This window comes from Planktothrix agardhii (assembly GCF_904830935.1).
Classification (GTDB): Bacteria; Cyanobacteriota; Cyanobacteriia; order Cyanobacteriales; family Microcoleaceae; genus Planktothrix; species Planktothrix agardhii.
In genome coordinates, this window is the sequence record NZ_LR882952.1 from 1,879,571 (window position 1) to 1,903,763 (window position 24,193).

At 40.5% G+C, this 24,193-nt stretch carries 23 protein-coding genes and 1 pseudogene; 5 read left to right on the top strand and 19 right to left on the bottom strand.

Features of this window, described 5'->3' with window-relative positions; all coding sequences use genetic code 11:
* Positions 1 to 4: 4 nt before the first annotated feature.
* The 13 genes from NMG88_RS08700 to NMG88_RS08760 form a co-directional block, all read right to left on the bottom strand.
* Positions 5 to 1,516, bottom strand: a complete 1,512-nt coding sequence (locus NMG88_RS08700; protein ID WP_227351115.1) for an AAA family ATPase — start codon at positions 1,514 to 1,516, stop codon at positions 5 to 7.
* A gap of 86 nt (positions 1,517 to 1,602) precedes the next feature.
* Positions 1,603 to 2,103: a YceD family protein gene (locus tag NMG88_RS08705; protein WP_042155871.1), complete on the bottom strand. Its 501-nt coding sequence runs from the start codon at positions 2,101 to 2,103 to the stop codon at positions 1,603 to 1,605.
* A gap of 54 nt (positions 2,104 to 2,157) precedes the next feature.
* Positions 2,158 to 2,634, bottom strand: coding sequence for a Jag family protein (locus NMG88_RS08710; RefSeq protein ID WP_042155870.1), 477 nt, complete (start codon positions 2,632 to 2,634; stop codon positions 2,158 to 2,160).
* A 2-nt stretch (positions 2,635 to 2,636) separates the two neighbouring features.
* Positions 2,637 to 3,794, bottom strand: a complete 1,158-nt coding sequence (yidC, locus tag NMG88_RS08715) for a membrane protein insertase YidC (RefSeq protein WP_042155869.1) — start codon at positions 3,792 to 3,794, stop codon at positions 2,637 to 2,639.
* A 145-nt stretch (positions 3,795 to 3,939) separates the two neighbouring features.
* Positions 3,940 to 4,332, bottom strand: a complete 393-nt coding sequence (locus tag NMG88_RS08720) for a PH domain-containing protein (RefSeq protein WP_227364941.1) — start codon at positions 4,330 to 4,332, stop codon at positions 3,940 to 3,942.
* On the bottom strand, positions 4,304 to 4,708 hold the full coding sequence (gene rnpA, locus NMG88_RS08725) for a ribonuclease P protein component (protein WP_042155868.1): 405 nt from the start codon (positions 4,706 to 4,708) through the stop codon (positions 4,304 to 4,306). The genes NMG88_RS08720 and rnpA overlap by 29 nt, the downstream gene beginning before the upstream one ends.
* Positions 4,709 to 4,817: 109 nt before the next feature.
* The gene (gene rpmH / locus NMG88_RS08730; protein ID WP_071783091.1) at positions 4,818 to 4,955 is read right to left on the bottom strand and encodes a 50S ribosomal protein L34; all 138 of its coding nucleotides are present in this window, start codon (positions 4,953 to 4,955) and stop codon (positions 4,818 to 4,820) included.
* A 116-nt stretch (positions 4,956 to 5,071) separates the two neighbouring features.
* Positions 5,072 to 5,581 carry a DUF2808 domain-containing protein gene (locus tag NMG88_RS08735; RefSeq protein WP_026797999.1) on the bottom strand — a complete coding sequence of 170 codons (510 nt, stop codon included), beginning with the start codon at positions 5,579 to 5,581 and terminating at the stop codon, positions 5,072 to 5,074.
* A gap of 147 nt (positions 5,582 to 5,728) precedes the next feature.
* Positions 5,729 to 6,373 (bottom strand): Uma2 family endonuclease, encoded by a 645-nt coding sequence (locus tag NMG88_RS08740; protein ID WP_042155867.1) that lies wholly within the window; start codon positions 6,371 to 6,373, stop codon positions 5,729 to 5,731.
* A 190-nt stretch (positions 6,374 to 6,563) separates the two neighbouring features.
* Positions 6,564 to 6,920, bottom strand: coding sequence for a DUF433 domain-containing protein (locus tag NMG88_RS08745; RefSeq protein ID WP_268951710.1), 357 nt, complete (start codon positions 6,918 to 6,920; stop codon positions 6,564 to 6,566).
* 206 nt (positions 6,921 to 7,126) lie between these two features.
* Positions 7,127 to 7,351, bottom strand: a complete 225-nt coding sequence (gene brnA / locus NMG88_RS08750) for a type II toxin-antitoxin system BrnA family antitoxin (RefSeq protein ID WP_042155865.1) — start codon at positions 7,349 to 7,351, stop codon at positions 7,127 to 7,129.
* Positions 7,332 to 7,604, bottom strand: coding sequence for a BrnT family toxin (locus NMG88_RS08755; protein WP_042155864.1), 273 nt, complete (start codon positions 7,602 to 7,604; stop codon positions 7,332 to 7,334). The genes brnA and NMG88_RS08755 overlap by 20 nt, the downstream gene beginning before the upstream one ends.
* Positions 7,605 to 7,955: 351 nt before the next feature.
* Entirely contained in the window at positions 7,956 to 8,486 is a 531-nt protein-coding gene (locus NMG88_RS08760; protein ID WP_254035323.1) for a helix-turn-helix domain-containing protein, read from the bottom strand.
* Between the two features lie 171 nt (positions 8,487 to 8,657).
* On the opposite strand from NMG88_RS08760, the gene NMG88_RS08765 reads away from it, so the two are divergent.
* Both NMG88_RS08765 and NMG88_RS08770 read left to right on the top strand, forming a co-directional pair.
* The gene (locus NMG88_RS08765) at positions 8,658 to 9,503 is read left to right on the top strand and encodes a calcium-binding protein (protein WP_254035324.1); all 846 of its coding nucleotides are present in this window, start codon (positions 8,658 to 8,660) and stop codon (positions 9,501 to 9,503) included.
* A gap of 177 nt (positions 9,504 to 9,680) precedes the next feature.
* On the top strand, positions 9,681 to 10,190 hold the full coding sequence (locus tag NMG88_RS08770; RefSeq protein ID WP_254035325.1) for a hypothetical protein: 510 nt from the start codon (positions 9,681 to 9,683) through the stop codon (positions 10,188 to 10,190).
* Between the two features lie 151 nt (positions 10,191 to 10,341).
* On the opposite strand, the pseudogene NMG88_RS08775 reads toward NMG88_RS08770, so the two are convergent.
* Positions 10,342 to 10,560, bottom strand: a pseudogene (locus tag NMG88_RS08775) (IS701 family transposase); the annotation flags it as partial.
* 271 nt (positions 10,561 to 10,831) lie between these two features.
* On the opposite strand from NMG88_RS08775, the gene ptsP reads away from it, so the two are divergent.
* Together ptsP and ptsG are read left to right on the top strand one after the other, a co-directional pair.
* Positions 10,832 to 13,390: a phosphoenolpyruvate--protein phosphotransferase gene (gene ptsP, locus NMG88_RS08780; RefSeq protein WP_254035326.1), complete on the top strand. Its 2,559-nt coding sequence runs from the start codon at positions 10,832 to 10,834 to the stop codon at positions 13,388 to 13,390.
* A gap of 199 nt (positions 13,391 to 13,589) precedes the next feature.
* Entirely contained in the window at positions 13,590 to 15,428 is a 1,839-nt protein-coding gene (ptsG, locus tag NMG88_RS08785; RefSeq protein WP_042155861.1) for a glucose-specific PTS transporter subunit IIBC, read from the top strand.
* Between the two features lie 119 nt (positions 15,429 to 15,547).
* Here the strand turns inward: ptsG and NMG88_RS08790 are convergent, their stop codons facing one another.
* On the bottom strand, positions 15,548 to 16,255 hold the full coding sequence (locus tag NMG88_RS08790; protein WP_235751903.1) for a calcium-binding protein: 708 nt from the start codon (positions 16,253 to 16,255) through the stop codon (positions 15,548 to 15,550).
* Positions 16,256 to 16,360: 105 nt separating this feature from the next.
* On the bottom strand, positions 16,361 to 17,026 hold the full coding sequence (locus NMG88_RS08795) for a ComF family protein (protein WP_227351112.1): 666 nt from the start codon (positions 17,024 to 17,026) through the stop codon (positions 16,361 to 16,363).
* A gap of 45 nt (positions 17,027 to 17,071) precedes the next feature.
* Here NMG88_RS08795 and NMG88_RS08800 point away from each other — a divergent pair, with 45 nt between their 5' ends.
* Positions 17,072 to 19,522 (top strand): putative PEP-binding protein, encoded by a 2,451-nt coding sequence (locus NMG88_RS08800; RefSeq protein WP_227351111.1) that lies wholly within the window; start codon positions 17,072 to 17,074, stop codon positions 19,520 to 19,522.
* A gap of 43 nt (positions 19,523 to 19,565) precedes the next feature.
* Here the strand turns inward: NMG88_RS08800 and NMG88_RS08805 are convergent, their stop codons facing one another.
* The 3 genes from NMG88_RS08805 to ppc form a co-directional block, all read right to left on the bottom strand.
* Positions 19,566 to 20,078: a type III secretion system chaperone family protein gene (locus tag NMG88_RS08805; protein ID WP_081846414.1), complete on the bottom strand. Its 513-nt coding sequence runs from the start codon at positions 20,076 to 20,078 to the stop codon at positions 19,566 to 19,568.
* 49 nt (positions 20,079 to 20,127) lie between these two features.
* Positions 20,128 to 20,730, bottom strand: a complete 603-nt coding sequence (locus tag NMG88_RS08810) for a hypothetical protein (RefSeq protein WP_227351110.1) — start codon at positions 20,728 to 20,730, stop codon at positions 20,128 to 20,130.
* A 334-nt stretch (positions 20,731 to 21,064) separates the two neighbouring features.
* Positions 21,065 to 24,163 carry a phosphoenolpyruvate carboxylase gene (gene ppc / locus NMG88_RS08815; RefSeq protein ID WP_227364949.1) on the bottom strand — a complete coding sequence of 1,033 codons (3,099 nt, stop codon included), beginning with the start codon at positions 24,161 to 24,163 and terminating at the stop codon, positions 21,065 to 21,067.
* Positions 24,164 to 24,193 lie beyond the last annotated feature (30 nt).

Sequence of the window (24,193 nt, forward strand, 5' to 3'; positions counted from 1 at the left end):
ACCATTAACCGGATAAGCGACGATTTAAACTACCCTGTCGAGAAGCTAAACGGGCTTTCCCGGCAGCAGCCCAATTTTGCAGAAACTCAATTTGCTCCTTCGCTGTTCTGGCTAAGGGGACAATTTGACTCGCTGCTTCTAAAATATCATCGGTGACGAAATCTCGGTTTTGACTAAAGCCAATGTGCATCGCTTCAATTAAAGTTTGTTCAATTTCTGCCCCAGAAAAATCAGGGGTTTCATAGGCTAATCGTTCTATATCATAGTTTCTAATATTTTGGGGACGTAGTTTTGATAAATGCACTTCAAAAATGGCTTTTCGTTCTTCTTGATAGGGTAATCCCACAAAGAAAATTTCATCAAATCGTCCCTTTCTTAACATTTCCGGGGGCAAAGATTGAATATTATTGGCCGTTGCGACCACAAAAACCGGGGAGGTTTTTTCGGCTAACCAAGTAATAAATGTCCCAAACACTCGATTACTGGTTCCTGAATCTCCTCTACCATCTAATCCCGAAAAGGCTTTATCAATTTCATCAATCCATAACACACAAGGCGCTAGGGCTTCTGCTAATTGAATCATTTGTCGGGTGCGAGATTCCGATTCTCCAACCAGTCCCGCAAATAAACGCCCCACATCTAATCTTAATAATGGTAAATGCCAATGATGGGCGATCGCTTTTGCCGTTAAGGATTTTCCTGTTCCTTGGATTCCTACTAATAATAACCCTCTGGGATAGGGTAAACCATATTGTCTCGCCCGTTCTGAAAAGGCACTTCCCCGGAGTAATAACCAATCTTTTAAATTATCTAAACCCCCAATATCCGAGATATTTTCCTGGGCAGAATAAAAGTCTAAAATTTGAGTTTGACGAATGGTTTGGCGTTTTTCTTCTAATATTAATTCAATATCATCCTCTTGTAATTCTCCATGGGTGGCGATCGCCTTTGCTAAAATTCGGCGAATCCTTTCCATCGAAAGTCCTTGACAGGAACGCACCATTTCATCTAATAAACGAGGATCTAAAGGCTGTCCTGTTGTGATTAATAATCGTTCAACTTCCGTCTTAATTTCTATTAGATTGGGTAAGGGAAATTCTAAAACCGTTAAGACTTCACTCAAGTCCGAGGGAATCGCAATTTGGGGAGAAATAATTACTAAATTCTTAGGTTGAGACTTTAATTTTTTGGCTAAATTTCTTAATTTCCGCGAAATTGCAATATCTTCTAAAAATCTATGAAAGTCCCTTAGAATAAAGACAGCAGGCATCGCCTCTGGTAATTTTTCTACAAATTCTAAGGCCTGTAACGGATTGCGTTTTCCGGCTCCTAAATCATTAGGATTTCCCTGCTGATATCCTTCCACAAAATCCCAGACATAAACCCCACGGTTGCCTTGATCTTTTGCCGCCTGTTTAATTACAGTTTCGACTCGTTCTTCTTCTAAAGTCGGAATATAAATAATAGCGTAGCGCGATCGCAATAATAACTTCAATTCCTCATTGAATTTACTCATAGAAAGTGGGAGCAGGGGGAGGTAGGGGGGCAGGGGGAGCGTCCTCGCTCGCTGACTATCAAATGTTAACTATCAACACCTCTTAATTATTGTAGATTTTGCTTCAAAGATTGTAATGAAGCCCAACGTTGATCAACAATAGGCCCGGATTCGGTTGATATCGGTTGGGGAAGTTCACAGGGCCCCTCACAGAGTTGGCGTAGGGGTAGGGCTAAACACAATTGTTGATAGAGCCAATCCCCAAGTAAAAAATGACCTTGGGGATGCAGACTTTCCACAGGTTCATCTAAAGAAATTTCTACTTCAGCTTTAGAAGCATCGACTTTATCTACCGAAGCCATCAACCAAATTAATTCAGAAGTATCGACCTTTAACCGATGGTTATATTGTTTTAAACATCGGTCACAGGTCAGGGTAACAATAGTTTCCGCCTGAACCACCGCCTCGATATAAGTGGTTTTGTGACTGACCCGCATCCGACCTCGAACCGGAGTTAGAGTTTCTAAGTCGGGGAAAAACTCTTGAAACTCAAATTCTAAAGATCGGTTTTGTGTCCTAAGTAAATCTGGGATATAGATGGAGTCCATAATTATTTTCCCACCTGCGGTACAATAAGCAAGGCTAAACAAAGTTTTCGGTGTCTAGCCTTTTATTTTAACCACCAAACGACGATCGGGTTCCTGTCCCCGACTATAGGTTTCTAAATCATCGCTTTCTTCGAGAAAAGAATGAATCAGACGTCTTTCTGCCGAAGACAGGGATTTAATTTCCACCTCTCCCCCGGTCTCTCGGACACGACTGGCCGCATGGTCAGCTAAAGCCCGCAATTCCAAATGACGTTGAGTTCGATATCCGTTGAGTTCTACGGTGTAAGAGGTGCGATTTTCGTCCTCTTTGCCCAGGTTATGAATGGCGTTGAGTAAATATTGAATCGCATCTAAAACTTCCCCGTCCTGACCGATTAAAGTTGCCACCTGTTCGGGGGTGAGATTAACTTGATCAATGGTTAACCAACAGGAATCCGCTTCTAAACTAGGTTTTACCTGGGAGGGAACCGCCCCTAATTTGAGCAATTCCTCCAACCATTCTTGGCCCTGTTGTATATCGCTATTATTCATTTCTACGACTGCGCCTTTTTCTTAGAACGTCCCGGCTCAAAGGGTAATGCTTCTCTTTCCCCATCAACCGTTGCTAATTTAGCGGTTTTACTGGATTCTTCCACAATTTTTTGCAAGTGTTCGGGTAGAGGTTCCCGGGACAAAATAAATGCTTGAACCGTTTGGAAGATATTCGCAATCAGCATATACAGCAACACACCCGCCGGAAGGGGAAAGAAGAAAAACATCCCACTAAACAGCACAGGTGTAATTTTATTAACAGTATCCTGCTGAGGATTACCACTACTAGAACCTTGTCCCGATAAAACTTGGTTGAGATATAAAGATACCCCAAAAGCCAGAATCATCCCGACAATATCCCAGTGAATCGTACCATCGGGATCAACGGCCCCGACTCGACCCAAAGCATCAATAAACAGAAATCCTTTATCCGAAGCTAATCCCCTCAGACCCACTTGAATCGTGGCATCTCCAGGTGCTAAGGCCAGGATTTGACCGTTTTCACCGACTTGGATCTTATCTTCCCCTTTCAGAATTTTCCAGGTGGGGATTAGGTTTACTTCGGGATATTTTTCCAATTCCGATTTTAAGGGTTTACCGTCAACGGTTTGGAGTTCTACCTTTACCTTTTCATTCAGCCCTAAACGATTACCACCGGGAATCATCGCGACAACGGAGGTGTGAATTCCATCGGCGAAATAATAGTTTTGAGCTTTAGTAGCGTAGGCTTGGGGCTGAACCTGTTCAATTTGTGCTTGGGGTAAAATCTGTAGGTCTATGCTGTAGTTGACATCAGAAAAGGGTGAACCCCGCAAAGTAGCAAACAGAGCAAAAAGAATCGGCATTTGAATCAGAAGCGGGAAACATCCAGCTAAGGGATTTCCCAGTTCTTTGTAGACTCTGCTCATTTCTTCCCGTTGTTTCACCGGGTCATCTTTATGCTGTTGTTGGATTTGATCAACCCGTTCTTTCATCAACGGTTGGGTGACTTTCATTCGCCGCATATTGCGAATTGAACCCGCATTCAAGGGGTAAAGCGCGAAGCGAACCACTAAGGTTAACGCTACAATTGCTAAACCATAACTAGGCACGATCCCGTAGAAAAAATCTAGGATCGGCAACATCAAATTATTGGAAAGAAACCCGATACCAAAGTCCATTCTTTTGAGTTTATTGAACTGCTTGCGTCAAATTTATATAATTTTAAGAACCATTAGCCGACGCTGGATTCGTGGGTTGGCGACAACCCATACCATTCGTCAGGCTTCAGGCTCAACACCGAAAAAACTGCATCCTTTTCCCAGATTATCGGCTGGTTATCGCACTGGCTTTTTGAGCCTGGGGTGAGATTTTATCGAGGATAAAGTCATAGGCTTCTCGAAATCGAGGAACGGCCCGCAGTTCCAGACGAGACCCATTTTTCAGGGTGACAACCATATCCCCCCAAGTCCCGAGTCCTCTGGGAACCTTCACGATTTTGATAATTTCTGAATAGACAATATCGGTACGATCCTGTCCCATCCATCCACCGATCACAGATATCCGGCGGTTCGTGATCCGATAGCGCAGCCATAATGCCCGCACAATTGCCCCAATCGCCAGAGGGATACCAATAACCGTCAGTCCTATTAATAGATTGATAATCAGGTCGCCGATCGCCGGGCCTCCCTCATAAAAACTTTCCTCCCGTATACCCATTTAAAACCTCTGCTTCTACCAACAACTTTTCTAATTCTTGCAGAATTTCTGAATAATTGCACTGATCGGCCGTTGGTTTAACAACGATCACAACGTCCCAACCCGGTGATATCAAGGGTAAAAACTGATGCCAAACTGCTCTAATTTGACGTTTGATCCGATTCCGAACCACAGCCCGTTTACTTACTTTTTGACTAATGGAAATCCCCATCCTAGTCGGCTGAACACAGGACGAGTCGGTTAAATTCCGTTCTGTTCTATGGGGTTGACCTCGTAAGGCCCTCAAGGTTAAATGAGGGGTTTTGCGATGCAGTCCTTTGCTATAGACGGCTTTGAAGTCTTTGGGATGTCGGAGTCGATTGATTTTCGGTAACATTAATTAGGTACTGCTACCCACAAATTCAAAATTCCCTTTAGCTTGATCATCAGGATGGCAATGAGTTCGTGGGAATAGCAATAGGTTTTCTTGAATTGGGATCAAGGATTTAAAACGTTAAACGCGCCCGTCCTTTCTTGCGACGAGCTTTGATAACTGCTTGACCGTTTTTTGTCCGCATTCGTACTCTGAAGCCAGAAACTCTTTTCTTTTTGCGGTTCGTTCCTTGCAGGGTTTGTTGAGCCATTACTTACCTCCGGTGCCTTTTTGTTAATTTGTTAATTAAAAGTCACAATTTTTCAGTGTACCACAATTGTTGGACTTTAGGCGCGGGGTGCAAAAAGCTTCTCCACAACTACAATATTAATCAATACTCAAAACCCAAGTTCCCACATAACGCAACATCGGCACATCTCCGGGGGTGCGAATATTGGCATTAAAGTTGAAAACGCCCCCAAAGGTGGGATTTTTGACGTTAGAGAGAACGATTTCTACCTTAGTCCCCGCCGGAATCGGTTCTTGGGGATAAATTTGGATAATATGGTTCTCTTTATCCCAAATCACGTCTTCTAAGGGAATCGGCTTATCTTTAATGCGAATTTGTACTGATTTAGGATCAATTTTGCCTTTATAGTATTTGGGATAGGTGATGGAAATTTCGGCGATCGCTAAATTCAACTTATCAGCCGGAAGTCTTAATTTATAACGATCCCATTCTCCCGACCGTCCGCTTTGGAGAAAATAATTTAAGATGTTGGCCTTGTCGGGGCCACTCAACAGGGTCATCCCTGGTAAACCTTGGGCTTGGGTGATTTTAGCTAAACTTGTCAGGGCTAAACCCGTTATTAATAATGCAGAAAATAGTTGTCGCATATCGGCTCCTGTAAAAAAGTTAAATTTTGTTTAAATTTTAACAACTATATCAAATATAGGTTAAAGGATTAAGAATCTACATCGACCAAATACGCGGGGAATTGTAACATTTTTTGGGTTTTTGTGCAACAATTATTATAAGCTCTATTATTCTATCCTTTCGCGTACCCATTTACGAAATGCTCTCAAGGCTACACTCGTCCCCTTTATCCAACTCATTTCTACAAACTGAGAAATTACTTCTATGACTGGAAAATTGGCAAAAATTGGGCTAATTTGAGACTTAATATATTCTCCATTTCGCAGAACATAAATTTGCAATTGATCATTTTCATAGCGCCACAGTTCTGTAACACCGAGCGCTTGATAAGCACTTAACTGAGTTTTAGAGGTAACATCAACTTCAATGGCTAAATCTGGGGGTGGGTCAACCGTTAAATCTAACCGTTTTTTCCCAATCATCGCTTGATAATTTTGAATATAAAAACAATTATCCGGTTCAATTCCAGCCGCCATTCCTTGACGTTTAAATGTTGTTGATCCAAAACACTCCCGTTCCATTTCTAGTTCTTCTAGCAGAATTTTTACCATATCCCCAATAATTTCTTTATTAAATTCATGTTCTGGTAAAGGCATCCTAATCTCCAAAATTCCTTGAAAATAAGCCACTCGCGCCCCCCGATGTTCGCCCAATTCCGCTAAAATCGCCTCAAAATCTTGCCAGCTTACATCCAGAAATAGCACACGCTGTCCAGGGGGAACGCTGAGTTGCTTGAATTGCAGTGTCACCATCACCATTACCCTTTTCTAAGAGTTACTTTTAGTTTAATACAATTCAAAATAAAAATTTTATCCTTGTTCCCTGGTTCTACCAGGGAATGCAATTAGGCAGGCTCTGCCTCCTCTTATATTAACAGCAAGTAGGGTCTTTTATTCCCTATTTTTTTAACGGGACATAACTAATAATATCTTGATATTCATTTTATGGGCATTCTTGACTCACCTTAACCGCTTCCTGTTCAGCTTTTAACTTCAGCAATCTTTTGACAACAGTAGGGGGATTTTGATCATGTTCTGCTTCAGCTTGATTCGTAGCTGTCAACCAATTTTCTAAATAAGCAGAAACCTGTTCTTGATTTCTAAAATAATAAAGAATAGTGGCATAAATTTGTTCTAATGTAACTGTTGTAAAATGCTTTTGGATTTCTTCGGGGGATTGATGATTATACAGATATTCATACAAAATCTGTTCAATGCTAATGCGTGTTCCTTTAATTCGGATATCATCAGAAGCAAGAACATGAAAGTAATCGTGCAATTGAATTAATGATTGTATCATTTTCGTTAAAGTTTATAGTTGTTTAGGATGACCTGTTTTAGCTTGCAAGTGGGTGTTAATCATCATTATAACAATTTATTAAAACAACTGATTGCAGTGAAGCGATCGCTTAAACAAAAAAACAAGGAAGGGTTAAACAGATGTTATTAATACCCAGTGTTAAGCAAGAGTTATTAAATTTAATAGAACAGTTACCTGCTAATTCTTTATCTAACAGGGGCAAGATTTTCGGCTAAATAGTTTTCTAAAAAGGTTTGGGGAGAAATACCCTGTTTTTGAGCTTCGGCTTCGAGTTGGCGAATCATCCAGAGGGGTAAATTGAGTTCTATTTTTTGTTTTTCTCGGTTGGGTCGTCTGGCGGTCGAGAAATCCATAAATTCGGTGAGGTCTTCACCTGTGTCAAATTTTGCGTCAAATTCTTCGGCTTTCATACCATATAACCTCATTGGGACGGGAACGGCGGACGGAAATAATTCGGATATTTTCTAATCTGTAAGTGATAACGGCTGTCCAGTGTTTTTGCTTCAGTTTGCCAATGGCTAAAAAACGCGATTCTGTTTCGCTTGTAGCCTGAATTTCCAACAAGTCATCGTCTTGCCAAAGTTGTTGGGCTTCGATGAAGTCTATGCCGTGTTTTTGTTGGTTGGTTCGACTTTTATTGTCGTCATACTCAAAGCTATACATGGTTAGCCTTGGGGAATGGTCTCTAGGAGGCTGGCAAATCCGTGTTTATTACGGGTTTTGGTCAGGGTGTAGCTGTTCATTTCCTGAGCTTTTTGACTGTTTTGTACATTTTAGCAGTTTTATTAGGTGAGTTGACCTGTAAAGGCTTTTTGTAATTGTAACAGCAATTTTTCACAGTCGGACAGATCCGAAATCTTGGAAAATAAGAACATAATTAATACTGGCATTTTTTTATCAATTGAGATAAAAAATAATTAAAGTGAAGCGATCGCTTAAACTAAAAAAACAAGGAAGATTTAAATAAATGTTACCAACAAGGGAAAAATGGTAATTTACCCAATAACAATAACTTCAATTATTATCCGTATTATTATTACCAATATTCTCATCAATATTACAATCTTGTATAGATAATTCAGTAATTTCTGATGTTGGAATTGTTAGATGAAACTGAAAAACTATTTGATCTTGTTCAATATTAAAATTAGTGATATTAACAATGCTTTGTTTAGGTAATAAATTTTTAACAGGAACTTTGTTATCCAGCTTAGATTTATAACCGGATTCATCAAGCCATTCATAAATCTTGCGCCAGTTTTCTACTTTTTCTGCTTTATCTAACAAAGACTTTACATATTTATAAACCGTTGCACATAAATCAGACTCTACGCCTCTGGGAATTTTCTCTAATTTTTGAGCGATTTCCGAGGGACTACAGCCAGACAACAACCCCCTCAAGTGAGCTTTTTCAATAGGGGTGAGATGCTTTCCTTTCGCAGATGCCAAGTCAGCATAAAGACTTTCTAAATCCCATTCCTGGGCAGCCTGACTAAATATTTTGTCCACTTGAGCCATATTGCGGGTATAAAAAACAGCTAACACGATTCTAACATAAATTCTAACGTTAATCAGTAGACAATCAGAAGTTAGTTAATTTATTATCAGTTACAGAGGAGTTCGACGATTAATAGCAGAGATAACAAAATAATAACAGATTAATCTGAAAATCTGTTATTAAACTGTAAAATTATAACATTTAAGGATTGAGAACACATGGCTAAATATATTATTTCCAAAACAGATTTGGATCAATTCGGTCAATTTTTTGGCAGTATTGATAACGATACTATTACATTAGAAAATTATCAAGATACAATCTCTTACACAATATTAGGTTTGTCAGGACAAGATTCTATTGTTGGAGGTGAGGGGAAAGACATTTTGTTCGGAATGGAGGGAAATGATACAGTATTAGGTGGGGATGATAATGATATTTTATATGGTAATGAAGGCAACGATTCGTTAGAAGGTGGCCCTGGATATGATTATGATACAATTTATGGAGGTCAAGGTAATGATATTATCCAAGATATTGGTTATTCTGTGTATGGTAATAATAGTATCAGCTTTTTATTTGGTAATTTAGGAGATGACTCAATTACTGTATCCTCTAATGGAAATGCTGATCTATTTGGAGGGCAAGGTAAAGATATCTTAACGGGAAATGGAGGGAGCAATAGAATTTCTGGAGATCGAGATCAGGATATATTAAGAGGTGATCCTCTTTATGAAACAGGTGGAGTAGATACTTTTATTATCAGTAAAACTGCTGATCTTAATGAAATTCCGACGGGTACTGAAAATGCTGACTTAATTTTAGACTTTATCAATAGTGAGGATAAAATTGGTTTAGTTGGTGTTACCTTTGAACAATTATTAATTAGCGATATCCAACCGCAACAGATTGATAGTATTTTTGGGAAAGGAAGCGTTGAGGAAAACTTTGGTACTAATATTACCAAGTTTTTGAAAATTGAGTCCGGTGGTGAGTTACTGGCAGTGCTAGGACGAGATCGAGATAACTTTACTCTAACTGCTAATGATTTTGTGATTATTTAGCTTAACTTTTCTGATTTGATTTTAGAACTATCATTCAGTATATTTGAGATAGAAGAAGGGCGGGTTTAGTGAAATCTTTGATGGGTATTCAATATCTGGGTGAACCCGCCCCTACGGAGATTTTGTGGATTTAACCGGATATCATATCAACATTATCCTTTCTATGAGCAAATTCTAATGCTGAACAATTTTGGTAAATTTTTAATTGTATCAATCATTCCATTGATTGAACTAATTGGTAATTGTACATCAGTCTTGGCTCAGTCTACCGCAGTTCCCATGAGGTTACAACATGGCGAAGGAATTTATACAATGACTGTTCCTGACCGAGATACAACTCGTGCTGCTTATGGGGGAAAATTGAGGCTTTATGATGTGCATATCGCTAAAATGTTTGAAGTGACTTATTACGATTGTCAACAGATTAATGCCGGATCAAGAACTTGGTTATATTATGCTGGCAATGGTCAAATTAATATGGGGGAATTCTTTATTAGTTGTGACCTTGCTAATCGAATGGCTAACCGCTATGGTTTAGGTCAACCTGAATCAACAGTGATTGAATACTCTCAAGAAGAAGCTGGGCCACCGATTCCTAGAACTCGTTCTATTCCGATTTTAGATATTACAGGTTCAAAAGTGGATTCATGGATTGATTTTGTACAGGGATTTAAGCCTGTTCGTTAAATTGGTATTATGCTGATAGCTAGAATTAAATTTCACTTCAGGACTTACGCAATTGCGCTATATATAGCACATAGAAAACCGAGCAATTTTCGGCGATTTAGCTCAGAGAATCGCAAGGAACCCGGATTAAATTAGTCTCAATTCATGAGTTTTAAAGCTCAATAAATTTTAGCTTCAAAGACAGATATTTAAGCTCTTGGGTAAGGTATTTAGACAATAAATTAGCTTTTAATTCATAAACAGTTTGAGAAACTTTCCTCGCTGTTGTTGAGAGAAACGTCCAAACTAATAAAGCGCAAGCAATATGGTTTTTTTGAATTTTCCCTCAGCGACATTGACAAGATTCTATCCCGGTTAACTGTTTGATTTCCCATACAGGGCTACGCTACGCATAGCATAGCTGCGTAAGTCCTGTTAATGTAGAAGCAGAGGAACAAGATATTTTGATCAACGAAGATAGGGTTGAAGATGAGTAGACATTGGTATTGCCAGAAGTCGCCGTTTTATACTAAGAATTGTTGCAAATTAAAACAAAATCGAAATCTTTGAATAATGACAAAAAGTTAATTGTATCTTAAACAATATCCAGAGTTGAACAACCGACCCAGATTAAAAAACACAATTTAAACAGGACTTAATTGATGATTAATACTGTAACACCAGTTCCCAAAGGGATTGGCGTTCTATTAAAAGCACCTTTATCGGGACATATTCTACCCATTGAACAGGTTCCCGACCCGGTATTTGCTCAAAAAATGGTTGGGGATGGGATTTCTATTGACCCCGTGAGTCAGGTGTTAATTGCCCCCTGTGACGGGGAAGTGATCCAACTGCATCCGTCCTATCATGCGGTGACACTGAAGACGCCAGAAGGGTTAGAAGTGTTGATGCACATTGGTTTAGATACGGTGACATTGCGGGGTCAAGGGTTTAGTCCTAAAGTTAAAATGGGCGATCGCATTCAAACAGGCGATCCCTTAATAGAATTTGATCCCGATTATATAGCTCTAAATGCTAAAAGTTTGCTCACCCAAATTGTGATTACTAATAGTGAGCAAGTGGCAACTTTTCAAGCCAGTTCGGGTAATGTTGTTGCTGGAGAAACAGTTATTTTAGAACTGACTTTAGCCCCAAAAGTCATTGAAAATAACCCAATTTCTGCCGAGATAATTACCTCAGATGAAATTATTATTCCTAATCCTACAGGATTACACGCTAGACCCTCGGCCGTATTAGCAAATTTAGCTAAAAAATATAAATCAAAAATTCGTTTACAACGGGGTGATCAAGACGCAAATGTTAAGAGTGTAGTCGGATTAATGGCCATAGAAGTCAATAACGGCGATCGGGTGGTATTGGTGGCCCAGGGGCCAGATGCGGCCGAAGCGATCGCCGAACTCACTGAGGCCATGCGTTCCGGGTTGGGGGAAGAAGGAAGTGCCCCGATCTCAGCCCCGGCTAGTGTTGCTCAAGGAGAAATCTCGAATCCAGCCCCCCGTCGGCGTTCGGACGATCCGAATCTGGTTTTAGGGGTGGCTGCATCCTCTGGAATAGCCGTTGGTCAGACCTTCCGGGTCAGGGAACAGGAAATTGAGGTGACGGAAAAGGGCGAAAACCCCAATACAGAAAGGCGTAAGTTAGAATCGGCGATCGAACAGGCCCAATTAGAGGTAGAAGCGTTACGGGCCAATGTTCATAGCCAGGGCGATCCCAGCAAATCGGCGATTTTTGCCGCCCATCAAGAATTATTAGAAGATCCCGAATTAATTGATATTGCTACCAGCACCATTGATAAGGGAAAAAGTGCGGCTTTTGCTTGGAAACAAACCTTTACCAATAGTGCAAAGCAACTGGCACAATTACAAAATGAGTTGTTATCTCAACGGGCAAATGATGTCCGAGATGTGGGGCAAAGGGTATTAAGAATTTTGACTGGAGTAACCTTAACCGGGCCGATTTATCCTGAGAATACTATTTTAATTGCTGAGGATTTAACTCCTTCGGATATGGCAACCTTGGATAGATCAAAAGTGATTGGATTTTGTACCGTTGCCGGGGGTTCGACCTCTCACGTTGCCATTTTAGCGCGTTCTATGGAAATTCCGGCGATCGCGGGAACTGAACCTCAAGTATTAGATTTAGCTGATGGTACACCTGTTATTTTAGATGGCAGTAAAGGCACTTTAAAATTAAATCCGACAACGGCGGAAATGGAACGGGTAAAAACCCTGCAAGTTGAAATAGCAAAAAAACGGGAAACCGACTTAGCTAATGCCATGAAACCCGCCATCACTACCGATGGATACCGGATGGAAATTGTTGCCAATATTGGAAGCAAATCGGAGGCAGAAACTTCGGTGAAATTGGGGGGAGAAGGGGTTGGTTTATTACGGACGGAATTTGTATTTATGGAGCGTGCTTCTGCCCCTACAGAGGACGAACAAACGGAAATTTATAGTAGTATTGCCAGGGTTTTAGGGAAGGAACGGCCGTTAATTATTCGGACGTTAGACGTAGGGGGAGATAAACCTTTACCCTATTTACCAATTCCCCATGAAGAAAACCCATTTTTAGGAGAACGGGGAATTAGATTTGGCTTTGATCGTCCTGAACTTTTAAGAACCCAATTTCGGGCTATTTTAAGATCGGCGGAGGCGGGAATGTTGCGAATTATGTTCCCAATGATTGCCCGATTAGAAGAAATTAGAATGGCAAAAGCGATGTTAGAAGAAGAACGGGAAAAGTTAAATCTTCCTCCCGTTTCTGTGGGAATTATGGTGGAAGTTCCCTCGGCGGCAGTCATGGCAGAACAGTTTGCCAAGGAGGTTGATTTCTTCTCTATTGGCACTAATGATTTAACCCAATATACTTTAGCTATGGATCGGGGACATCCGAAATTAGCGCCCTATGTAGATGGGTTAAATCCGGCTATTTTACGATTAATTGATTTAACTGTAAAAGGAGCTATTAAACAGGGGAAATGGGTGGGGGTTTGTGGGGGAATTGCTAGTGATCCTCAAGCTATTCCATTATTAATTGGTTTGGGGGTTAAGGAATTAAGTGTTAGTGTTCCGAGTATTCCCACAATTAAGGCACAAATCCGAGAATTAAGTTTAGTTGAGTGTCAAGAATTAGCCCAAAAAGCTTTAAATGCAGAAACGGGGGCGGATGTGCGGGGGTTGTATTCTATGGATGTTTGACCCCCCCTAGCCCCCCCTTAGTAAGCTGGGGGAATAATTGAAATCCCCCCCTTAGTAAGCAGGGGGAATAGTCAAAAAAGGTAACGGGGAATAGTCAAAAACTCCTCCCCTTGGTAAGGGGAGGTTGGGTGGGGTTCTTCTTCAGGAATTTTAATTCTGTCTAGTTATTATCAACAATCAACAATTAATAACAAAAACGATGTTCAAAAACGCTTTTGCTTTATTACAAAAAATGGGAAAGTCTTTAATGCTTCCCGTTTCGGTTTTACCCATTGCTGGCTTATTATTAGGATTGGGTAGCGCTCGTTTAATTGAATTACAAAATCTGGCATCGGGAACAATTTCCTCCCCTAAATTTTGGTGGCTTCCTGAAGGTTTAGCGAACATTATGAAAACTTCCGGGGATGCAATTTTTGGCAATTTACCGATTATTTTTGCGATTTCCGTTGCCATTGGATTTGCGGAAAATGACGGGGTGGCTGCTTTAGCTGCAACGGTGGGATTTGTGGTTTTTGTTGCTTCTTTAGGGGCGGCTTCTACTACTTTCTTTGGCATGAATCCCGAACAATTAAAACCTGTTATGGGCATTCCTTCCCTAGATACGGGGGTGTTTGGCGGGTTAATTATGGGCTGTGTTGCCGCCTATTTATTTAACCGTTATTTCCGAATTCAATTACCTCAATATCTGGGATTTTTTGCCGGAAAACGATTTGTTCCGATTGTGACTTCCTTTGCAGCGATCGCCATGGGAATCTTAATGAGCGTGGTCTGGCCGCCCATTGGAGCCGCGATTTCTACGGCTGCAAATGCCGCTGCATCTGGGGGAAATGTTAGTCTTACCGCCGCAATTTATGGGCTTGTAGAACGGTTATTATTACCCTTTGGATTACATCATATTTGGAATGTTCCTTTCTTTTTTCAAATCGGATCATTTCTTGATCCAATTACCAATAGAATCGTAACCGGAGACATTAATCGCTTCTTTGCTGGCGACCCAACGGCCGGAATTTTAGGGGGTGCTTATTGGTTCAAAATGTTCGGTTTACCTGCGGCGGCGATCGCTATTTGGCGGACAGCAAAACCCAAAAATCGAGCGTTAACTGGCGGGATTATGATCTCTGCTGCTTTCACCTCTTTCTTAACCGGAATTACCGAACCGATTGAATTTTCATTTATGTTCGTAGCCCCGCCTTTATACGCCATTCATGCAGTAATGGCGGGCTTTTGTGATTGGTTATTTGTTGCCTTGGGTGGGCGCATGGGATTTACTTTTTCCCAGGGATTTATTGACTTTTTCCTGTTTAATGGATTAGGTACAAAGGCGTGGTTAATTCCCGCATTGGGGCCGTTTTTTGCGGCTTTATATTTCTGTGTTTTTTACTTTGGAATCCGACAGTTTAATTTCTCCACTCCGGGTCGAGAAGATGAGGTAGAAACCGTAACAACGATTACCCCAGGAACCGGAGTTGGTAGTATGGCAATGGAGTTAGTTCGAGCTTTTGGCGGACGCAGTAATATTGCTACTTTGGATGCTTGTATTACTCGATTACGAATCACGGTTAATGATATTAAAAAGGTGAATAAACCCCGACTCAAAGCATTAGGAGCTTCGGGAGTTTTAGAAATGGGAAATAGTGCTCAAGCTATATTTGGCCCCCGTTCGGAAAATTTAAAAACGGATATGATGGAATATCTCAAAAATGCGGGGCCAGAGGCGGATTTTGTTGAGGAAATAGCACCGGAAGCAACGGAGGTTAATGCAACGGAAGCGGAGATTTCATCCCCAATTATCTCGGATTCCGAGGCAAAAAATCGGATTCAGGAGATCATAATTGCCTTGGGTGGAAAAAAGAATATTCAAAGCGTTGATGCTGTCGCCTTAACTCGATTACGAGTTAAAGTTATTGATAATAACCTGGTTGATGAAGATAAATTAAAAACCGCAGGTGTGGAAGGAATTTTACGTTTACCCGATGGTATTTTACATCTATTAGTCGGTTTGGGTGCGGAACAATATGCAGCCCAAATTCAAGATTGATTGCTAAAATTACTGGGTAAAATTGTTATAGTAGGGAATAGGAAACTAACCCCCCGGTAGAGACGTTATGGAATGTCTCTACCGGGGGGAATGTGTAGCAAAAATTAAAGGATGGAATATCAGATAGGTTTAAAATCAGTGTTAAGATTGAGTTGATTAGCTTGGACTCCTGGTAAAAATGCAATCAGTTCTTCTAAACCAGATTTATTAACATAAATACCCGCTCCTGTTCCATGCCCGGATAAGGTTAAATCTTTAAAAGTAATTACATCATTAGTTTTATAAGCAAAGTAATCTTGACCTACAGTAAAATCACTAATAAAGGCAAAATCCGTTAAACCTCCGGCGGCGTAATAGGTGCTAGAATCAGAACTCCCTAAGTAAAATCCATCTAATCCCGCACCCCCAACTAAAGTATCAATTTCACCCGCCCCTGGAGTGGCTGAATCAACATCAATCCCCGCAATAAAATCATCTCCAAGATCACCGGAAACATAATCATTTCCCCCGCCACCCGCTAGGAGATCAATTCCTTGACCTCCAAACAAAGAATCACTATCATTTCCTCCAAATAATAAATCTGAACCTAAGTTACCAAAAACTTGATTTTTACCTGATTCTCCAATCAGAACATCGTCCCCTTTTCCTCCAAATAGCAGATCATTCCCTGGACTACCATAAATAACATCTGCTCCTAGATTCCCATTCATCGTATCATCGCCTTCAAGACCTTTCAGGGTGTCATCTCCCCCTAGCCCGTAAATTTCATCGTTTTCAATCAATCCAGTTAGATTATCGGCTGCTTCAGTTCCTAAAATCAAAGTCATTTTTTTAATCAGTTATTAGTAATCAGTTATCAGTTATCATTAATAAAGCAATTGTTGGTTATTGTCAACTAAAATTAATATTTATTTTACTTAACTGATGACTGATTACTGATGACTGATGACTGATTTCTGAGTGGTGGCGATCGCCACAATACCCGCGACAGAAATTCCCGATTTTTGAAGTTGAGAAATGGCTGATTTAACCGTTGCACCCGTTGTATAAATATCATCTAAAATTAAAACCGAACCCTGGGGAGGGCGACGCCGGAAATCCTGACCAATATTAAACACACTTTGCATTTCTTTTAAACGTTGATCGGGCGAAAGTTCATGGAGTGCTTCCGTTTGTTTAATTCGTTCTAAACCGTGAGAAGATAGGGATAAACCCGTTAATTCACAAAAACTTTTCGCCAACAGTTCTGCTTGATTAAACCCGCGTTTTTTTAACTTAGCTGGGTGGAGGGGAATGGGTACGACGGTCACAGGGGAGATCCCTAACCCGGGAGTCGATAACCAAGTTTGTGCCAATCCATAGCCCAAAGGTTTAGCTAATTCGGTATGATGATTATATTTGAGAGCAGCGATCGCTCGTTTGAGAACATCTTTGTACTGTCCCCAGACACAAAGCGGCACCTCAGAGGTAAATTTAACCCCAGGGGGAAACCGACAGCGAAGTAACTGTCGTTCGCAATAATCACAAAGTTCTGTTGTCGCAGGTCGGTCACATAACGGACAGTTGGGTTTGAGAAATAAACTTAGGAGCGCTTTCACAGTTCGGGTTTTCAGATCAAGTTATTACTAAATTTAGTTCAAAGTGTGGATAATTTTTATGGGCTTCACGAAATTCAATCTGATCATCGCGATTTTGTTGGGGAGCCAGCCTTTTATTTAAGCCAATTACTCCATCAGGGTCATCCGGTTTTACCAGGTTTTGTAGTTACGGATCATTTATTTTGGGAGTTTTTAGAAACCATTAATTGGTTAGAACCCCGATTTGTTGATTTCCCTGAATTATCTCTGTATTTTGACATCAATCAACCCCGGCAATTACAAATTATTGCTCAACATCTTTGTCAACAAATGATGGATAGTCATTTACCTCCGTCATCGAGTCAACCTATTCAAGACAGCATTGACAAATTAAAAACCTCAGCGTTGATTTTTTATCCGAGTTTGAACACTCCCCATCACTTACAGACATCGGGACTTTTTGAATCGGTGATCGGGTGGGCGGATACTCAAAAAGCTTTAGTGGGATTAAAACAAGCCTACTGTGAATTTTTTCGGGCAAAAAGTTTATTATATTGGCAACGATACAAAATTGAATTACAAAATTTACGTCCGGTGGTATTAGTTCAACCTCTCCAGTCTGCGATCGCTTCCGGTTTTGTGGAAATTCGCCCTAACTGTTGGGAAATAAACTCGACTTGGGGTTTGGAATTTTCCCTGTTATGGGGAGAAAGCCATCCTGATATTTATTTAATTCAACCCCAAACGGGAATAATTCAACAACAATTAGGCTCTAAAACTATTATCTATAATTTAAAATCTTCTCCTGATCAACCGACAAAATATCCAATTCCCCAAAAGCAATTCGGAACTCCAATTTCTCAATTTCCTATTTCTGCCACCTTGATTTCTGAACCACAACAAATATTTTCCTTAACGCCGGAACAATTACAACAGTTAATTAAGATTATTCAACAAATTATACAGTCTAATCCCGCCATTACTCGATTAGATTGGCGTTTATTTCAACAGCCCCAAGATCAAGAACCTCAATTCTATCTAGTCGGGGCTAAATGTTCCGAAAACAGTCTTTATTCTAATCCGATAATATCAGATTCTAGCTCGAATCAACAGCGTTTTAGAGGACTAGCCCTAGCCTCTGGAAAATCTAGGGGAACTGCATATATCCTAACAGAAACAGATCCAATCCCATCACAATTACCTGAGAATACTGTGTTAGTTGTTACAGCGATTACTTGGGATTATTTACCATTATTAAAACAGATTGTTGCTATTGTCGCTGAACAGGGAGGAATGACCAGTCATGGTGCAATTGTGGCGCGAGAAATAGGTATACCTGCTGTTTGTGGGATCGTGAATGCAACAATGAAAATAAAAACGGGTGAATCTATTTTTGTCGATGGTAATTACGGGGAAGTTTATATTATCAAAAAAGAATTTCCCGTTAATAAAATGTTTTCACAACCGAGTTTTCAGCAACAACAATTGGTCGAAATCTCGTCAAATGTAAACTCCACAGCCCTGATGGTTAATATTAGTCAATTGAGTTCTCTACAGCGACTCGATTCTTTACCGATTGATGGAGTGGGTTTATTGCGTTCAGAATTAATGGCTATTGAAGTATTAGAACGTTCTGAACATCCTACTATAAATTCCTGGATTTCTCAGGAAATAGGGAGTAAATTCTATAATTTTAATGACTGGATTTTATCAGAAAAACAGCCGATATTTGTTCAAAAAATGGCTGAACAACTTGATCAGATTGTAACAATTTTATCCCCTAGACCTGTTTATTATAGAGCCTTCGATTTACGAGAAGTAGAACAATCTGTCTCAGGATTAACTTATTTTTACCCCCACCAGCCCCTTACCAATGGGGGTAGGGGGGATCAGAAGTTACCCTCTCAGGATGGGATTGATCGAGGTAATTTTCTGGCTTCAGAATCTCCATCTTTAGAACGTCTGGCTTTATTTGATTTAGAACTTAAAGTTTTATTAGAATTGTATAAATCTGGGGATAAAAATATTCATCTTATTTTACCATTTATTCGCTCTGTCGAGGAATTTTTAATCTATAAACATCGGATTGAAGCATCACAATTAAGTCATTATCCTGAGTTTCAAGTGTGGATTATGGCGGAAGTTCCATCAATTCTATTTTTATTACCTGATTACCTGAAAGCAGGAGTTCAAGGGATTTCAATTGGCACCAATGATCTGACCCAATTATTATTTGGAATTGATCGAAATCAAATGCAGGTATTCCCAGGTTTATATGAAAGCAATCCGGCTTTTAAAAAAGCGATAAAACAGTTAATTGAAATGGCAAAAACCGCTAATATTCCTTGTTCAATTTGTGGAGATGCTCCCGCATTATATCCCGAATTAATTGAAGATTTAGTCCGGTGGGGAATTACATCAATTTCCGTTAATTTAGATGCCATTGAATCTACCTATATGGCGATCGCCAAATCAGAAAAACAGATTCCCCTAGAAACCTCTCGCCATCATCTTTAGAGAGTAGGTAGGGGCGAGGTCTTCTCGCCCTCAACCCTCAACCTTAATATTGAGTCCGTTGGAAGGCTTCTTCTGGGGAAATATTACCGTAAATTACCGATAAAATTCCGGGTAAATAGTCATCCATCGTCGTGACACTGGTATAGATTAAATGTTTAATCAATGCCGGGTTTAGAGCCGCATCTTCCGCATCTAAACTGGTTTTATATCGAAGTTCACCATCTTGAAAATTCATTTCAAAATTTCCCACCACTGTCCCATAGTTGAGCAGGGTGATAAATGTCGCCATATTATAGCGTTTATAGTCAGGAACTTTCACTGGAGAAACGGAATAAACCGCAATTTGCCGTTCTTCTTCCCTAACAATGGTATAACAATCAAATCGGCCGTTTTTGCCCTCTACACCCAATGCTAAGACTCGCCGATGTTCAATTTCTCTATAAACCCAACCATCTAGGGTCATAAAGTCAATGAGAACATCAAATACAGGCCGATCTGATGGGTATTCTTGAGAAAGTAATTCCGGGTTCGGGTTTTGTTCTGACACAGTAAACATCCTTAATTTTCCTATATCTACAACGTTCTATGAATAGTGGCTTTAACAATTACGCTCGATGGGAGTTATCTGGCGTTGGCATATTATACGCAATTTTATTTGCTTTAGCACTCCGGTAAACAATATTAGTTAATTCATAATAAATGGGGGGATACAAGGAGTAAAGTTGACCATAATAAAAACGATTTTGATATCGGTTATAATCTTGAATTTTTTTTCTAATTCCCGATCCTAAACGAGAATTTTTTTCAAAGGTTTTATCACTCTGTTCAATTGTCCATTTAATTTCCTCACCATCAACTCCGCGACTAATTAAATCAAAACACTGTTCAATCACTTGACGAATTCTTTCCCTATCTTTGGACTGAAATTCTAGTCCCTCTTGCTCAGAATTTCTGGGTAACAACTGCAACCGATAGCATCCATTAGGATCAGCATGGGGATACCAGCCAAGTTTTAAAGTATAACCATTTTGATTAATAATCCAGTCTGTTTCCTTAAACTCAATTGATTGAATCAATAGCAAGTTTTCATGATAAAAATGCTGATTGAGAATGCGACCATCCTGTACAAACGGATCTTCATCCCCAAAAGAATTATCAGTGATTGCCCAACCACTAGGAATATTCAGACGAACAAGGTTTGATTGCATAAATTAGGATTGACTGGCTCAAGAATCAAGTAAACTCAGCTATCTGGTGTGCTGTTAGCAGCCATTAATATTGCTTTCTGCCCACTTCTGACGAATTATAATGCAACTTCTGATCAATATCATGTTTTTTTATAGACCGCAAGGCAAATATCCCCGTTACCTGTTCGAGATCGAAGGCTGATAGGCGGATTAATCGAGGTGTGATTGCGTTGAAGTGAGTTTATGTTTAGCCGTTAATCAACTGTCTACTGAGCTACCCGCGCATCTAATCTTGACTATTTACCGTTCCCTTCTTAACTGATAACTGATAACTGATAACTGATGACTGAAAAGATCAGCCTGTATTTCGCATTCCGGCGGCAATACCGTTAATGGTTAATAGGGCGCCTCGGAGTAATTCACCCTTGCTATAACGGGAATGGACGACACCCGAAGCCACGGATTTTCCGTGTTGACGTAACCGTTTTAACAAAGCCACTTGTAATAAACCCAAAGGAATAATCGTGGCATTGCGTAACTGCACCGAACGTTGTAGAACCGGATCATCTTCTAATAGTTGTTGATGTCCGGTAATTTCTTGGACTAACTGAACGGTGAGATGGTATTCGGCGAGGATTTGTTGGAATAATATCTCAAACCGTTCGAGATCATCGGGATGACTTAACTCCCGAACGTAGTGATGGGCGATTTCCATATCTACTTTAGCTAAGGTCATTTCCGTCTTGGAAATCAACACTTTAAAGAATGGCCATTTAACGTAGAAATACCGCAGGAGTTTCAGATTTTCCTGGGGTTCCTCGTTGATAAATGCCTGTAAAGCGGTTCCCACACCATACCAAGAAGGCAGTAAAAAACGGCTCTGAGTCCAGCTAAATACCCAGGGAATCGCCCTTAAACCAGAAATATCCTTTTTCTTATCACCACTGCGACGGGCGGGGCGAGAACTGATTTGTAGTTGGCTAATTTCTTGGATCGGGGTAACTTGATGGAAGAATTCGGGTAAATCAGGTTCTTCATAAATTAAAGCCCGATAGTGCGCCCGCGATCGCATTGACAACTCCTCCATAATTTGATTCCAGGGATCAATCTCATCAAAACCGTTATGGAGAAGACTGGCTTGGATGGCTGCGGTAGTCACGCTTTCGAGGTTAAATAAAGCCAACTGTGGGAGAGAATATTTAGACGCCAGGACTTCCCCCTGTTCGGTAATTTTAATCCGGCCATTAATACTGCGGCCCGGTTGAGCCAAAACCGCTTTGTAGGCTGGGCCACCGCCTCGACCCACCGAACCCCCGCGTCCGTGAAAGATTCGCAGACCGACTTTATAGGATTCAGACACTTTCTGCAAGGCTTTTTGGGCTTTATGAATTTCCCAGTTACTGCTCAAGAAACCCGAATCTTTATTACTATCGGAATAGCCTAACATAATCTCTTGTAGAGATAGATCGGGATCGTGACTCACAAGTTTATATTGTTCATAACCTCCGGCTAACATTGCCCGATATAAAGGTAATTCAAACAGAGTTGTCATCACCCGGGGAGCACGTTTGAGATCTTCTACCGTTTCAAACAGAGGAACAACAATAACATTCCCAATTCCGGTGGCTGGATCATAAAGTCCGGCTTCTTTTGCTAACAGTAATACTTCCAGTAAATCACTGGCTTCATTACTCATACTAATAATATAGGTTTGGCAAATTTCCGGCTCAAATTCCTGTTGTAATTCCCGCATTACCCTAAAGGTGGTAATGGTTTCGCAGGTTTTTTCAGAAAACGGTAATTCCGCCGGAATTAGGGGGCGACGGGTTTGGAGTTCTGTTGCTAACCATAGACATCTTTCGGCTTCTGAAAGCTCGGTGTAGGGTTTGGGTAAGACTTGCAAATAGTTAGTAATTTCGTTCAGAGCATTACAATGAATTGAAGACTCTTGACGCATATCTAACCGGGCTAAACTAAACCCAAAAACCTCCACCTGACAGATGAGATTTTCCAGTTCTTGACAGTTCATTCCGGTTTCCTCTAGGTTGCGTTGAATCATTTTCAACTCCACCAAGAAATCATTCCCAGAACGGTATAATTTACTGGCTTCGTGGTCAGGAACCAGACGCTCTCGGATGCGAGACATTTCGGCATTATTGTACATTTGCCAATTGCGATCGCGAGTATTTTCTAACCGTTTTTGGACATAAGAAAGTTTTAAACGATAGGGTTCTTGACGATAGCGAATGGCGGTTTGATCATAGATATCAGGTAATTGTCCTTGATCTCGATCCAAAGATTCTAATAATTCGGGAAGAACATCACTCCAATGTAAGGATAAACTCAATAAACGATTGAGGCGTTTGACGGCTTCAATATATTTTTCTAGGACAACATGACGCTGATAACAAGCAGTTTTCCAGGTAACTTCCGGTGTTACCGATGGATTTCCGTCTCGATCTGAACCCACCCAAGATCCGAATTTACAAAAATCATGTTTAGGTAATTTCAGATAGGGAAAAGAAACATTTAAAGCGTGTTTTAAGCGCTTATAAAGTTGAGGAATGGTGTCAAATATAACTTCCTGAAAGTAGTGCAGGGAATAATCTACCTCATCCAAAACCGTTGGCTTAAATTGGTGGAGTTCATCGGTACGCCACCACAGCCGAATTTCTTCGGTCAAGTTTTCATGGAGTTCTTCTGTCAATTCCGACATAATGGAAGATTCTCCTAGCTCCTCAGTTCTGAGTCCGCCAAAACTTTCATCAATTTGATCAAGTTGTTCTAGGATAGTGGCAATGCGACGCTGTTTGGTTCTAATTGTATGGCGAACAATTTCCGTCGGGTGAGCCGTAAATACCATCCGCACATCTAGTTGATCTAATAACCTTTGGATCTTTTGGGCGGGAACATTTAACTGTCGCAACATCGGAAACAGGGAATGGAAAGTAGCCAACTCCCGATCCTGTTCGCTGTAATTGGTGACATTAGGAAGGGGACTTTCTTCTTGATCGGAAAAACGTTGATTCCGAGTATCGAAAGTAGACATGGATTTCACCGGGGAGACAGGTGACTTTGCTTTCCCTTTTCCGTGGTTATAAGCAAGCTGTTGTTCCCGTTGTTCATAGTGCTGTTCAACGATATTAATCAGTTGAAAATATAAGGCAAACCCTCTGGCCGCACGAATAGCCTGGTTAATATCAAGCTGTTCGATTAACTTGAGGGAATCCGATCCTTGAAATTCTTCAGCCTGTCCTTCCGGTGAGGTCATGGATGCTAACTGATGGAGTAAATCCACCAGTTGTTGACCGCACTCTTGACAGAGAACGGACTCCCAGACATCCTCAATAATCTTGAGACGATTGCGTAAAAATAAATCCGAAGTGGTAGTTGGCGGGTTTGACGAAACGACCGTATTTGGAGCCTGTTCGGAAGATTGGAGCAGTGAACTCATGATCGTCTTTTCCTGTGTGTGTGGCAAGAA